The organism is Mesorhizobium sp. LSJC280B00 (assembly GCF_000502835.1).
Taxonomy (GTDB): Bacteria; Pseudomonadota; Alphaproteobacteria; order Rhizobiales; family Rhizobiaceae; genus Mesorhizobium.
In genome coordinates this window covers 1-13,895 of record NZ_AYVL01000046.1, presented here as the reverse complement: position 1 = coordinate 13,895, position 13,895 = coordinate 1, and the positions used below count along the sequence as shown (strand labels likewise).

Sequence of the window (13,895 nt, the reverse complement as noted above, 5' to 3'; positions counted from 1 at the left end):
ACCGTTCTGTTCAGATCGTCATGCGGAGATATCCACACATGACCCCTAATAGGCTCTGCACGACCACTACTTCGATCAGCCTCTAAGGGCACTGCCGCGAGGCGGCTCCTGCCGATCAGTGTCAGATTTCCGACGATGTCAGATTTCCGACAGGATGCAAATCCGCTAACTCGTTGGTTTAATAACATTGCTTCTCAGGCACGGTCCATGCATCTTGATCTTCGAACGCATCAGCGAGACGTCGTCCTGTGATCACGCTCACCGAACAGCTTGCGACAGAACCCTCGGTGGCAGCTTCCGATTACCTACATCGTCGGCTTGATCCACTGGAGATGCCGAAGGTGATGTCGTGCAACCGGGTCATGCCGTTTGTGGAACACCTCCGCCTTCCAGCGGACGGCATACCAGCCGAGCTTCTAGGCGTTTCGAGCGCATAACTAAGACAGATCGCTGCACCGAGAGAGAATTCTTCGTTCCATCTGATATGCCAACCTCCAGAGAAGGATCCTAAAAATGATAGTTCGTAAGCTAGCGGATATTGAAGGCACCGACCGTGATGTCGCCTGGGGCCACGGAAGGAGCCGTCGTTTCCTAATCAAAGCCGACGGGGTTCCATATTCCTTGACGGACACGATCGTGGAGGCTGGGACCTCGTCACTCCTACAATATCGCAATCACGTCGAGGCTTGCTACTGTATCGCCGGCAAGGGTCACGTTCGCGATGCCATCACTGGCGAGGAGCATGTCATTGTACCGGGAACGATGTACGCCTTAGACAAGCATGACGCCCACTATTTGGTCGCCTACGAGCAAGAGCTCCGTCTGGTCTGCGTTTTCCTTCCCAGCCTCAATGGCGAGGAGGTCCACGACCTCGCGTCCAACGAACTCTCATCTGCCTACTGATTGCAGAGCACGCTGACCGGGAACTTTCCCGAATGAAACCGGCGACCTGGGCGGTAGTGACGATTTAAGTATTGAGCAAATGACCATGGCTGCGACTTTGACGAAGCCCATGAAGTGGGCGAGCAGCTCGTCGTACCGTGTTGCGACGCGCCTGAACTGCTTTAACTTGTTGAAGAAGCGCTCGATGCGATTGCGCTCCTTGTAAAGATCACGGTCGTAGGGTCGCGGGCCCCTTGCGGTTGCGCTTGGGTGGGATGACGACCTTCGGAGCCACGATCGGCGCCCTTTGGCACGCGCGTTGATCTTCCATCCGAGTAATTCTTCCGGGATCGAGGTGTCCTCGCTGACGAACACAATCTAATTTCCTGACCAAGGAACATCGCCGCAGTGGCAGCGGATCCGCGGATCCCATGCTATGGCTCGTTTAAGTCCTTTAAGGACGAGCCAAAAGTTCCAAAGGATATTGAAGCGGAGCCAGGTTTAACCCGGCATGCCAGTTGCGCAATGCGCAGGGTGTAAGGAAGGCCACGCGACATGTGCTGTCGGCTTGTCGGGTTGTCGACACATACTTCACACAGTAAGTCACTGAAAAACAATATTAAAGATCGTCCTCCAGACAGTTCAGTAAACGGGCATGAGTTTTGCATATTTCTTTGCGAGGCGGTCGTAGCTGCCCTGCGGCAAGGCAGCAAAGATGTTGCAGGAGTTCGGCAAGCAAAGTTGGCCCTCACTGTGTTGTTCGGCGCGACAAGGATTCTGAATACGGTTGCGAGAAGAACAGTCAGCGGCCCAGCGGTCGTGTGGAACGTTATTGGAGGCAGCGAGGTGCAACAGGAAGCTACAGAATTTCCACTGAATTCATCGCAGGAGCGGATGTGCTTCTTGGATGCGATTGATCCGCAGCGCAAGGATCTCAACATATGCTGCGCAATAGAAATGACGACCCGCTTGTCGACCCGGCAGCTGCATGAAGCGCTGATGCCCATTCTGTCACGGCACGTCTTCCTAAATACGAGGCTTGCCCGCCGTGATGGGCGTTATGTTTGGCTCCATCCAGTAGGAGCGGACTGCCTAAAAGAGGTCGTTCTACCCGAGAGGGCCTGTGCATCGGTACAGCAACTTTCTGCTCTGTATCAGGAGTTTATAAGCCAGCATTCTGGACTGATGGTGCGCTGGCCTTGGCGAGTCCAAATTGTTCAGTGCGAAGGCACGAGCTATCTTTTCTGTCTGTTTCACCACATCATCTGTGACGGGGACCGCTCATTACTTTTGTTGCTGCAAGGCCTGTCGGGCCAAACCAAGATCGAAGGGGACCGCGGCACGCTGGTCGGAGTCCCTTTGGCAGAGCTATCGACGAAAGGCGATTGGGAAGCGGTGTCGCGCCTCGCTGATAACATCGACGATTTGGGCGATCTGCGCGCTAGGTTCCACCACATTGGCACGCCGCGACCGACTTTGAGTGAGCTTGTCATTGCACCAGATGAGCAGATTTGGGGCCATGACGAAACTGAGGCGGGTCTTCTGGCCGCATTGCAATTCGCGACCGCAAATCTGTTGAACAACGAACAGATTATCGTTGCTATTCCTCAGGATTGCGTTCCCGATAGCTGCCCGGAATTCGGCTATTTCGGAAGTCCAGGATTGGCACTGATACCGCCATTGGTTGAAGGCCGCTGTTTTGGGACCGGTTTCGGCCAAGTGCCGCAATGGGCACTGGCGCAGGTGGAACTCTCAACGCGCATCGGGCGCATTCCGTATCAGGAGATCGCTGCCTCGCCTGGTTTTGCGGAATTGGGCCAGGCTGACAATCTGTTCGATGTTCTCTTGGTGCGGCGTCGGATTTTCGGCTTCTCCAGCCCGTCGATCGCACGAGTCTTCGAACCGGCACCATCCCTCACACCGTACCTGATGGTCGCCAATCATTGGCATGACGCCTCCGGACGGCTGGTTTGCCGGCTAGAGGCTGCCAGCGGTCTGATGAACCAGAGTTCGCTCGATTATCTGGCAGGCCGCATGAAAGCCTACCTGCTATCAAACCGGCCCATTGCAGCCGGCCCGAAGGAACTGGTTGACTTCACCGGAACTCCCGCAGCTGTGACGCCATTTTTTCTGACCGCATTGCGCCAGCAAGCCGATGGCAACCCAGAGCGTGAGGCGATACAAGGTCAACGCGACAGCTATTCCTACCTGTCAGTAATCCGCATTGCGGATCAATTGGCCAGCCATATTCAGACACGGATTGGTGGGGGCAATCCGACGATCGCTTATGCGGGTCCGCGCGAGCCTAAGGAAATCACGGCTCTTGTCGGGGTGAATATGGCCGGCGGGTGTTTTCTTCGGCTGGATGAAAGCGACAGCCATTTGCACCTAAAGCAATTGGAAACGACGGGCGCGGAGGCGATCCTCGTGACGGAGGAGGTGTTTCAGGATTTCGATCGACCAGAGGGGTTCGCTCCTTGCGACACACCGATTGCAGGTTTTCGCCTTCTGGTCCGGTCACGTGAGCAGCACCCATCCCCAAAGCTTGACGCCTATGTAGTCATGACTTCAGGGTCCACCGGGGATCCAAAGGCTATCCGGTTTCCGGCCGCACAATTGGACCAACTGGTGAAATGGCATCTCGACAGTCTGCCCGAGGCACATCGCATGGCTCAGTTGTCGTCGCTTGTGCACGATGTAGCCTATCACGAAATCTATGCGACGCTGGCTGGAGGGCGCACCCTCGTCTTCGCGGAGCCGAAATTAAGGTCGAGTCCAGGCGCGCTCGCGTCGTTCGTGAATGAAATGGCGTTGGACAGAATCTACCTCCCAACGGTGCTGTTGGAAGGAGCGGCCAACGCAGCGTTGGAACAGAACCTGCCTTGCCGGGAATTGCGAATGGTCATTGTTGCCGGCGCGACATTAGAGATTAGTGACAATATTAGGCGCTGGTTTGCTAAGACAGGCGCGATCCTCGTCAACCATTATGGCATGTCAGAAACCCAGGACATAACCGCCCATGTCCTCGGAAGCGCACCCGATGCTTGGCCAGACCGGCCCCATATTGGGCTACCGATCGCAGGGACAAAGGTTTCTATATTAGGCTGCCGGAACGAACCACTTCCGGCGGGCGTGGTTGGCAACCTGGCGGTCCAGTTCCCGATCGACTCGGACCAAGGGTTCTCAGCGCCCATGGTGTTGGGTGATGTTGGGTTTGTACATGACGACGGCAATATTCATTTGGTGGGACGCAGTGATCGGATCGTCAAACTGCGTGGCAACCGGATTTCGTTGGAGGCGATAGAATTGGTCCTTCGTCAGCGCGAAGGCATTCTGGATGCTGCTGCAATTGCTCCGGATGCAACGGCGTTTGGGCAGGAGCCTCGAGTCTTTGTCATATGCGAACCCAAATTTCCGGAGCCGCCGTCAGACGATCTGGTCGATTACATCGTAGCCAAACTCGGACGTCAGTTCCGTTGCCGGGTGTCGAAGCTGGCCGAGATGCCACGTCTGAAGAACGGCAAGCTAGATTATCCGTCACTCGAACGTCGCGCTGCTGAGATAGGTGTCGGAGAGACATCCTCGTCCGTCCTAGACCAGCGAGCAGCACTCGATGACATGAAGGTAGCGGCAGCGATCCGGAAGCTAGTGCCCCACGCCAGGTTCACAGCGTCTAGCCGATTCAGCGACATCGGTTTCGATTCTCTTGAGCTCATGTCGCTTGAACTGGAGCTTGCCAGCACCTTTGCTGACTTAACGGTAGCCGATTTTTATCGCTTTCCCACAGTTGCCGCGCTGGAGACTCACCTTGAGCGAACCAAGAGTCCAATCAAGTTCGATGCCCCCCGTCCCGTGCGATTTGAGGGGCGAAACGACTACGTCAGCGTCGTCGGGATGGCCGGTCGGTTCCCCGGGGCCGTAACGGCGGAGGCACTGTGGGAGAATCTGGCGGGCGGGCACTGTCTGATCACGAAGGGCGACGACGACGCAGCCAAAGAGGAGGCGAAAGAAGGTTCCAGATACTTTGTTCCAAGCTTCGGACGGCTCGAGAACGTGGATTCATTTGACTACGAGTTCTTTGGGCTCTCTCCCGCTGAAGCCTACAGGACGGATCCGCAGATACGGATTTTTCTCGAATTATGCTGGTCAGCGCTTGAACATTCCGGTGATGCCGGCTACGGGGCCGATACCCGCATTGGACTTTTCGCGGGTGCCGGGCTCAGTACATATCTAATGAATGAACTTGAGCCCTTGCGCAAAAGCAGGACCGATGTCCTTTTTCGCGAGGACAACACGCTGCAGCAACGGCTGGGCAACGACCGAAACTACCTGACATCCACGGTTTCCTATCGCCTTGGCCTCACGGGACCGAGCGTCACGATTCAGGCGGCGTGCGCCACCTCATTGGCGGCAATTCACTATGCCCGGCATGCACTGCTGAACGATGAATGCGATATCGCACTGGCCGGTGGCATTTCGGTGATTTGGCCTCAGCCGACAGGGTACGACTATGTCGAAGGATCGGTCCGCAGCCCGAAAGGTCTTTGTCGCCCCTTCGATGCTGCAGCTGACGGAACTGTATTTGGAAACGGTGGCGGCCTCGTTGTACTGAAAAGGAGCAGCGATGCTATCCGGTACGGCAACACAGTTTATGCAAACATCGCCGGTAGCGCGGTCAACCATGACGGCAGCCGCAGGATGAACTTTGCCGCACCAAGCCCCCAGGGCCAGGCTGACGTAATCACGCAGGCTTTGCGCAATGCTGGCTTGGGTCCAGATGCGCTGAGTTTTGTCGAGGCACACGGGACCGGTACGGTAGTCGGGGACGCCATCGAGTGGAGTTCCATTGGGCAGAGTCTGAGGAAAGCCAAACGCGATGCGCCGTGCCTAGTTGGCTCCATCAAGGGCAACATTGGCCATCTCGACGAAGCAGCCGGGGTTGCTGGATTCATCAAGTCCTGCCTAAGTTTATATCACGCTGTTTTTCCGGGCACCTGCCATTTCCGCGAACTAAACCCGCGGCTACCACCGGATGAAAACATCCAGGTGACCAGCAAGCCGGTCCCGCTCGCTCACTCGAGCCCGCTGTTTGGCGGCGTGAGCGCGTTTGGGATGGGGGGCACAAACACCCACACAATCCTGCAAAGTGTACAGGGCGGGAGATCTAGGGAGGCAGCGAAGTGACACATGCAATCGGCACTATCCTTCCAGTCTCGGCAAGATTTACCCCAGCCTTTGAGGCCAACGCTGCTGCATTAAAAGAGTTCCTCTTGTCTGGCATCAACTTCAAAAGGCCCGATTTGGTCGAAACCTTGTGGCGTGGGCGGCGTCATTTCAGCGCGTGCCGAGGCGTGCTTGGTGAAGATAAGGGCGGCTATAGTATCCACTACGGTGCACCGATGATGAAGCTGCCCGATGGGCAAAGTTCGTCGAATCTCATCTGGACCTTTCCCGGGCAGGGAATGGAACTGAACTGGGATATCCTGGGCCATCTGAACGGCATCAGGGCGTTTCGGGACCGTTTCAACGAGATTCTCGACGGCTTACGGTCCCGTTTGGGCAATGGAGTCTTTGCCGAAAAGATTGGCGCGTTTCTACCGAAAACGGGCAATAATGATTTGGTCTGTGGTCGATCAAATACGATTCATGATCAGGCGCTCGTTTTTGCCGTCGAACTGTCGCTGAGCGCCGTGTGGCTGTCATGTGGAATTCGACCAGCGGGGGTAATTGGGCATAGCGTCGGGGAAATTGCTGCCGCAGTGTCTGCCGGCGTGCTTGCTCTGGACGAGGCATTAGATCTGATCGTCACGCGCTCAGTGGAAATGGAACGGATGCCTGAGAAGGGCTTCATGTGCCAAGTTGACGCCGATGCTGGGTCCTTGCAGGCTCCACTGCTCAAGTTCGGCCTTGAAATCGCTTGCAAGAACTGCCCCGATCGGACCGTTGTGGCCGGTCCGGAGGCTGGATTTGAGGTCCTTGAGAACTATTGTGCGGAAAATCGGCTAAGGTACCACCGCCTCAAAGTCGCGAATGCCTTTCACAGCGAGATTATGGCGCCAGCGTCGCAAGCTCTACGCGACAGAGGTCCCGTTCTCGCACCCCAGACTCCGCTAATTCCAATTTTCCCCACGTGTTCCTGGCAAACGGTTGAGCCATTCACGCGAGACTACTGGGCTACGCAAATGCGATCTTGCGTTGATTTTATGGGGGCCGTGGAGCGTGTGCTGGGTCAAATTGAGGCACCAATTTTTCTTGAAGTCGGCCTCGGACAGGCGCTGAGCACCTTTACTCGCGCCACGGCTGGGCACAATTCCCGAGCTGAATATGGTATCGTACCCGGGATAGGCCGTCCCGGCAATCCAATTGCGGAGAAGATCGCCGATCTGTTTGCGGCGGGCTATGCTGTGCCCTGGCATGAGCTTAACAACACCGAGGGTGGTTTGCTCGTCCCGATGCCGACCTATCGATTCAGCCAGCGTGAAATCGCCAGCACAGCGTTTTGCATGCAGGGCGCCGGACAACACGCGACCTCGCTTCCAGCTCTCGGCAAAGGTACCATTCGCAAGACCACGGTGTTCGACATATCGCCACGGGAAACCGATTGGTTTGAGGAGCATCGGGTAAACGGCGCCTATGTCGTTCCCGGAGCTGGAATGCTGGCGATGATTTTCGATTTCCTTTCCAACCTAGGCCACGCCACGGAGAATCAATTGAATGATGTGGTTTTTGAAACGCCTATCGTTCTGAACACGGCCGAGAGCAGATGTCGAATTGGCATTCAGGTAGAAGATGGCGACCGACCGAGGGTTGCGCTTTATTCTCGGACGATAGGGAAAGAAGAGACTTGGACGCGGAACGCTTTCGCCATGGTAGACCCTGTCGCAAGTTGGCCTGATGAAGCTGAACCTTGCGCCTTGGGACAACGCGGTAAGACCGTGGCCCCTGAAAGCTTCTATGCACAATTTACCCGGCAGGGGCTGGAATATGGTCCACAGTACAAGCGGATTGAAAGTAGCAGGCGTACCGAAAAGGCATTTCATGGTCGGCTCAGCTCGCTCTCCAGAGCCACCGGATTGACTGGACTAACTACTGCCCTGAATGCGATATTGCAGGCGGCTAACGTTGCGATTTCTTTTCCAGGGCAGAAAACATCCTTTGTCACGGCCAGCATAGGTTCGGTCAGCCTACGCGACGCCGCAAATTCCGCCGGTGCCGGAACTATCTCTGCCTGGGTTGAGGGCAAACTCCACGCCATCCTTCGCGACACGATGCAAAGACCGATCTGCGCGATGAGGGATATCGGGGGGCACAGCAGCCATATAGCGCATGGCATTAAGGCTCTAGCCGGACCCACCGACAGGCCAGTCCTATCGAAGGTGGCGGAGGTGCTCGGCGTAGATAAGACCTCGCTAGATCTAAACGCTTCCTTGTCGGACAACGGTGTCGACTCCTTTCAGTTGGTCGAGCTTCGCCTGGCGCTGGAAGAATTATGCGATACACGTATTCCAATGAGCTTGCTTTCTGACGGCGCGAGTCTCCAGGAGACGGAGCGTCAGTTCGCAGCAATGAGCGGCGGGAAATCCCCTATTCTGTCGGCCGTCCTTGCCGCTCCCGAAACAGTCGAACAGGCCCGGCCGAAGATTTTTTTCGTGGAAGGGATTTTCGGCCATGTTGGAGGGGAGGCCGGACTGCGCAACTCAGTCAAGTTCAGCATCGATGTGATCGGTCTTGGCGCGCCCGAGGACGGCGCTTCTGACGACATTGTGGCGGCTGTCCGCCAGATGGCCGATGAAGTCGAGCAACACCAACCGAACCGTCCGCTGACCCTAGTAGGCCACTCATTTGGAGCTATGCTTGCATATTCCATGGCCGTGGAATTGGGGCGTCGCGGCCGAGAGATCGAGCGGATTGTCGCCGTAGATGGCCTTTTGGCGCCGGCAATGTCCCCGCATCATACCCCTCGTGTGGACGATGACGATTTCAACCAACTTCTGCACATGAGCCGATCTAAGCCAACTACGCCAAACGCCACCACGCCGACGGCAGAGCACGTCGTGATCGGCGAATTGAAGCGGGTTTTCGAGAAGAATTGCCGCATCGCGGCTTCGGCTCAGATCTATGCGCCGATCAACTATCACGTGACGCTGGTCCTGCCTAGGCAGGACAATGTCACCGGCATAACCGAAGAGGTGTTCTTGCAGAACTTAAGCTCGATCCAAGCAGCTACCGGTGTAGAAGTAATTCCCCACGTTAACGTTTTGTATGTCGATGGTGACCATTTCTCGATGATCCGCAGTCCGGCCATCAATGAGGTCGGTCGCCTCTTTGTATCTCACGCAAGCTTGTCCGCCGAGCAGGCTCGGGCCGTACACGGGATCCCAAAGTGAAACTCACGTGCGATGGCAACCCTTCGAACGGATGATGTCCCAAGAGGTGGTATAGCTTCGAAGACTATCTCGATGCCACAGACGGGCTCCTCATCACTGGGGACATATTTGACATCAATCCAGTGCTTTATCACCAAACTGAACACAAGCCGTACGTGATGAAGCCGGTGCGGACGGACTTCGAGAGAGCCCTGATCGAGAAAGCGCTGTCACGACGCATGCCGATACTCGGGGTTTGTAACGGCATGCAGCTCCTGGCCATCTGCCTCGGCGGGCAACTCGTACAGGATATACCGACCGAGGTCGAGGGCGCATTCAAACACAGGCCCGAGCATTCGGCGACGATAGCGCAGCACCAGACAGAGATCATTGCTCGGTCACGCCATCTCGTGTGCCCAGAAGAGACCAAATACGCAGTAAACAGCGTTCACCACCAAGCCGTGCTTCCGGCGGAAGCCTATAAGCCGCAGCGGTCGAAGACCAGTGCGCGGTGGTCGCGCGGGCCGCGCGGCGTCCTCTTCCTCGTTGCCAGAATCGTCGCAAAATATGATCCGCATCCGGCCGCTTTCAAGCAACGGTTGCAGGCTTCCGAAAAGGAACAGATGGTCATCCGCATCGCTCTCGCCAGAAAGCTGCTTGTCACTCTCAATGCCAAAGCGCGCGACGCGCAACGAGTTCGCAAATGCAACTTGACACCTCAGAGTCCGTTTTGAAATTCAAGGATGAGCGTTTCGGCGGATGAGGTTTGCGCCCATTGCGACGAGGATCATTCCGTGAGAGGCGTCGATGCGCTGCTCGTAGTCGCGCACGAGGCGGTGCCATCGGGTCATCCAGCCGAAGGGTCAGCTCGACGACCCAGCGTTGGGGCAAGACTTCGAAGCCCTTCTGGTCATCGGATCGACGGATCATCTCAACCACGAAGTCCAGATAGGCGGCCTTGTCCATGAGCATTAGCCGATCATAGGCGCCGTCAGCGAACAGATGCTTCACCCAGGGCCAGCGCTGGCGGATACCATCCAAGATCGCCTGAGCGCCGGCGCTGTCGAGATATCGGCCGGCGTCAAGTTGACCATCAACAGCCGCCCATCCGTATCGACTGCGATATGGCGCTTGCATCCGACGATCTTTTTGCCGGCGTCGTAACCCCTTGTTCTTGCTTGCGGAGCTTTGACCGACTGGCTGTCGATCACCGCCGCCGACGGGCTCGCCTCGCGCCCGGCCCGCTCACGATCCAGCATCAGAGCCACGTACTGGACGGTCTGGAACAAAAATCGCCGCGCCAGCTCTCGAAACCAGCCATAGACCGTCCGCCAGGGTCCAAAGTGGATCGGCAGCATCCGCCAGCCGCAACCCGAACGGACCAGGTAGCGCACCGCATTGATCACCTCGCGAAAATCAACCTCGCGCGGACGGCCACGCCGCCCAGGCTTGGGCATCAGCGGCGCGAACTACTCCCACTCCTCATCCGTCAAATCAGACGGGTAGCGCTTGGTCTTCTTGGCGATCTGGGCCATCCGGCCACGGCTCTGCTTTGTCCACATCCACAGCTTGAATCATAACCCAGCCTCAGACGAAACCCCAGCAAGCCGATTTTCAAACCGGCCTCTCAGATAGTCGCTCATTCCCGCAGTCAGCGCGCTCAGGGACGGCCTCGATCTACTGATGACACACCGACGCAATGTCGCGCGGCGAATCGACCGTTCCATTGAAGCCGCGAGCAATCAACTCTACTTCATTCGAGGAGGAGTTCTTCGAGAGGTATCCAGAACAAACAACGATTATTTCGTCCGTTCGCGCCAGCCTGCGTTGGTACAGGAGGTGGAAGGGCACAGTTTCATTCATGTTCGCCGCGGGCCGGAAATGATGTGATCGACCAACTGATTAGGTCGACGGCACGCTGCAGTATCGCGTCGGTCAGAGCACGGCTGGGTGAAGCGGCGATGACATATCCGATGCAATCTCGGTAGTCGCCTTTCCTAACGATGGGTGTTTTTGGTTCAACGTTCAATTTGACTTCGACGACACCTGGTATCGCAGCTGCCCGACTGACGCCATCGATCCAATCGAGGATGCCATCGCGATCCGCAACGAGGAATCGCGCGGCCGCAGTCTGCGAATGGCTTCTGCATAAATTCCATTCGTCGCCGATTACAAGCTTGATGTGCTCTGTGAGGGCATCGACACCACAAGCCGCCTGAACCAATTCAGGTCCGGGCGCGCCGCCAAGACGCGGATTGACTTCGATGACGACCGGGCCACGTTTTGTCCACCGGAATTCAATGTTCGTCGGACCCCAGCCGAGGCCGAGAGCCCGCAAACAATTCAGCGAAGCATCGGTGATACGCTGATGCTCGGCATCAGTCAGCGGGTCCGGAAAGGTCCACTGATGATAGACGAAATATGGTGGGGGGCCGAAGTCGTCCGTGCCAATTCCAAGGACCTCATCTCCCATTATCACGGCCCAATAATTGGGGCCTTCTGCATATTCTTCGACCAGTATCCTCGGCGAGGACCGCCATATGTGCTTCCCGCCCAACAGATAGCTCGTATGTTCGGCCAACTCACCGGCGTTTCGGCACAATCGGACACCGATGCTGCCGGTGCCTACGGCCGGTTTAAGAACCACCGGCAGGCCAATCTCCGCAGCAGCGCGTTCTACATCCGGCGCATTCGCTGCCAAGCGATAAGCAGGTATTGGAACGCCGGCGTCCGCGAGGAGTTGACGTTGAACGAATTTATCGCAGCATCGTTCAATCGACGTAGGGTTCGGCCCTGGTAGATCGAAATGCTGGCAAAGCTTGCCAACTGTCGCATAGGTCAACTCCGTGGCGGACGTAATGCCAGCAATATCATAGGCTGCACTCAGCCGGGAACATTCGTGGATCAGCGCATCGAGACTGTTTGTATCGACACGAATTGCCTCATTGTTTTCCGCCGCAAGATATTCGTACCGGGCTGGATCAGCAGACAAGATGATTGGATAAAGGCCAAGATGCTGAGCCGCTCGGACGTAACGCAGCGTATTACTTGCGCCTTCAACCAGGATAAGAGCTCTTCTCGCCATCGCTGTTGACTCCGACATTGCTTGTTGTGTGCGGCAGTCTGAGCGTAATCGAAATCAGCTTTTCCAGCCGTGCCTGACCTCAGACTTTGTTTGAACATAGCATTGTCGGCGGCTTGCATCCGCAAAGATTCCGTAAAGAATTGTGGAGATTTCGTTGCAAGACTACGCTTCGCGGGTCACCGCCGCGTCGGTGCGAAAGCCGTTGAACGACATGCATCGCGCCTGGGCCATCATGAGGTTGCCGCGCTCGCAGCGATATACCGGATAACCTTGGCCGCGTCCGGCATACATGACAACCAGTCTTCGCCCGCATCGACCACAGGAGATGAGACCGGGGAGCAGTGCGCGACCGCCGCGGCCCGACTTGACGCCGCCGGCTTTGCCATAAGCGTTGGCCGCGAGCAGTTCCTGGTTCCGTTCGTACTCGCTCCATCCGATGTAGCCTTCGTGATGGTCGTTGAGCACCACCGCCCACTCGCTAGCCGGCTTGTAATGGCCATAGCTCTTGCGAACGCGGCCATCGACGATCTCAGTGCGCTTCTCGCTCTTACCATAGACATAGGCGCCGGCGTAGAATGGGTTCTTCAGGATCGAGATCACGTTGCGGTAGCGGATCGGAACCCAGTCGAAGGACACCATCTTCTTGCCGTCGGAGGGTCTGGGNACTTCGCCGCACAACTCGAGCAGCCGATGCCAGTCCGGCCCGTTGCGCGACAGGCGGGACGCCTCCAGGCAAAGCACGGCGCCCACATGGCCGGTGCACAGATCGTCGACCAGGCGCTCGAAACCGGGACGCTCCACAGCCCCGCTTGCGGTTCGTCCCAGATCCTCGTCGATCACCTCTACTTTGCGGAATCCCCAGCGCCGCGCGACGTCGACAAGCTCATATTGCCGACGTTGGCTCTCAAGGTTGAGCTGGACCTGCGCCTGAGTGGACTGACGCACATAGACGACAGCCTTGCGCTTGAGGACGGCAGTCGGAATCAGATTACCGCTCGTCATCGCAGCTCTCCTCCTCCGTTGCCACGCCGGCGGCGGCCATCAATACGTTGGCGAGCCGGGCGATCACTATGGTCCGTTGCGCTGAACTCAGCCCGTTCAGCTTCTGCGAGTCGAGCGGCAAGCTGAGTTGGCGAACGACCACGAGAGATCGTGTCGGTGGTGGCAGGGTTCTCATGTTGCGCCTCCGCGATGGTGAAACCATCCGGACAGCCTCGCCGGAAACGGCGTTCGATCAAGAGCTTGTGAAGCTCAAGCAGCGCGGCAAGCGATACGCGCGGGGAGCCCAGGTCCATCGCCGCGCAAGCCACGGGATCGATCATCCAGGCCGGAGCGGTAATGACATGCCCGGGCGCGACGACGAGATGAATGATCCGGCCGTTGGCGCGCTCTTCGCTGTTCTCGCAGCGAAGCCGATGTCCGAAATACGGGTGCCAACGGTAATGGACCTCGACCTCCTGCCCAACATGGGCAGAATGACCCCGAGATGGCTCTCGGCAGAAAGTCCTGGCTCTTCTGCGGTTCCGATCGCGGCGGACAGCGCGCGGCCGTTCTCTACAGCC

Annotated in this window: 7 protein-coding genes and 3 pseudogenes; 5 read left to right on the top strand and 5 right to left on the bottom strand. The window is 57.1% G+C overall.

Annotated features, from left to right (window positions below; translation table 11 throughout):
* Positions 1-513: 513 nt before the first annotated feature.
* Positions 514-903, top strand: coding sequence for an ectoine synthase (locus X773_RS71050; protein WP_023680382.1), 390 nt, complete (start codon positions 514-516; stop codon positions 901-903).
* Between the two features lie 78 nt (positions 904-981).
* Here X773_RS71050 and X773_RS75685 read toward each other — a convergent pair.
* A pseudogene (locus X773_RS75685) lies at positions 982-1,168 on the bottom strand (transposase); the annotation flags it as partial.
* 269 nt (positions 1,169-1,437) lie between these two features.
* Between X773_RS75685 and X773_RS71045 the strand changes: the two are divergent.
* The 3 genes and pseudogenes from X773_RS71045 to X773_RS78700 form a co-directional block, all read left to right on the top strand.
* The gene (locus tag X773_RS71045) at positions 1,438-6,066 is read left to right on the top strand and encodes a beta-ketoacyl synthase N-terminal-like domain-containing protein (protein WP_084641799.1); all 4,629 of its coding nucleotides are present in this window, start codon (positions 1,438-1,440) and stop codon (positions 6,064-6,066) included.
* Positions 6,063-9,269, top strand: coding sequence for an alpha/beta fold hydrolase (locus X773_RS71040; protein WP_023680380.1), 3,207 nt, complete (start codon positions 6,063-6,065; stop codon positions 9,267-9,269). Before X773_RS71045 ends, X773_RS71040 begins: the two co-directional genes overlap by 4 nt.
* Before the next feature lie 68 nt (positions 9,270-9,337).
* Positions 9,338-9,982 (top strand): annotated as a pseudogene (locus tag X773_RS78700) (gamma-glutamyl-gamma-aminobutyrate hydrolase family protein); the annotation flags it as partial.
* Between the two features lie 273 nt (positions 9,983-10,255).
* Here X773_RS78700 and X773_RS79185 read toward each other — a convergent pair.
* The 4 genes and pseudogenes from X773_RS79185 to X773_RS76960 form a co-directional block, all read right to left on the bottom strand.
* Positions 10,256-10,705: an IS5 family transposase gene (locus X773_RS79185; protein ID WP_023680378.1), complete on the bottom strand. Its 450-nt coding sequence runs from the start codon at positions 10,703-10,705 to the stop codon at positions 10,256-10,258.
* Between the two features lie 398 nt (positions 10,706-11,103).
* The gene (locus X773_RS0139920; RefSeq protein WP_031213101.1) at positions 11,104-12,333 is read right to left on the bottom strand and encodes an acetyl-CoA carboxylase biotin carboxylase subunit family protein; all 1,230 of its coding nucleotides are present in this window, start codon (positions 12,331-12,333) and stop codon (positions 11,104-11,106) included.
* A gap of 168 nt (positions 12,334-12,501) precedes the next feature.
* Positions 12,502-13,335, bottom strand: a pseudogene (locus X773_RS71030) (recombinase family protein); the annotation flags it as partial.
* Positions 13,322-13,510 (bottom strand): hypothetical protein, encoded by a 189-nt coding sequence (locus X773_RS76960; protein WP_128178386.1) that lies wholly within the window; start codon positions 13,508-13,510, stop codon positions 13,322-13,324. The pseudogene X773_RS71030 and the gene X773_RS76960, both read right to left, overlap by 14 nt.
* Here X773_RS76960 and X773_RS77855 point away from each other — a divergent pair.
* The coding region (locus tag X773_RS77855) for a hypothetical protein (protein WP_036239627.1) at positions 13,509-13,895 on the top strand (387 nt) is incomplete at its 3' end. The two genes, X773_RS76960 and X773_RS77855, sit on opposite strands and share 2 nt — an antisense overlap.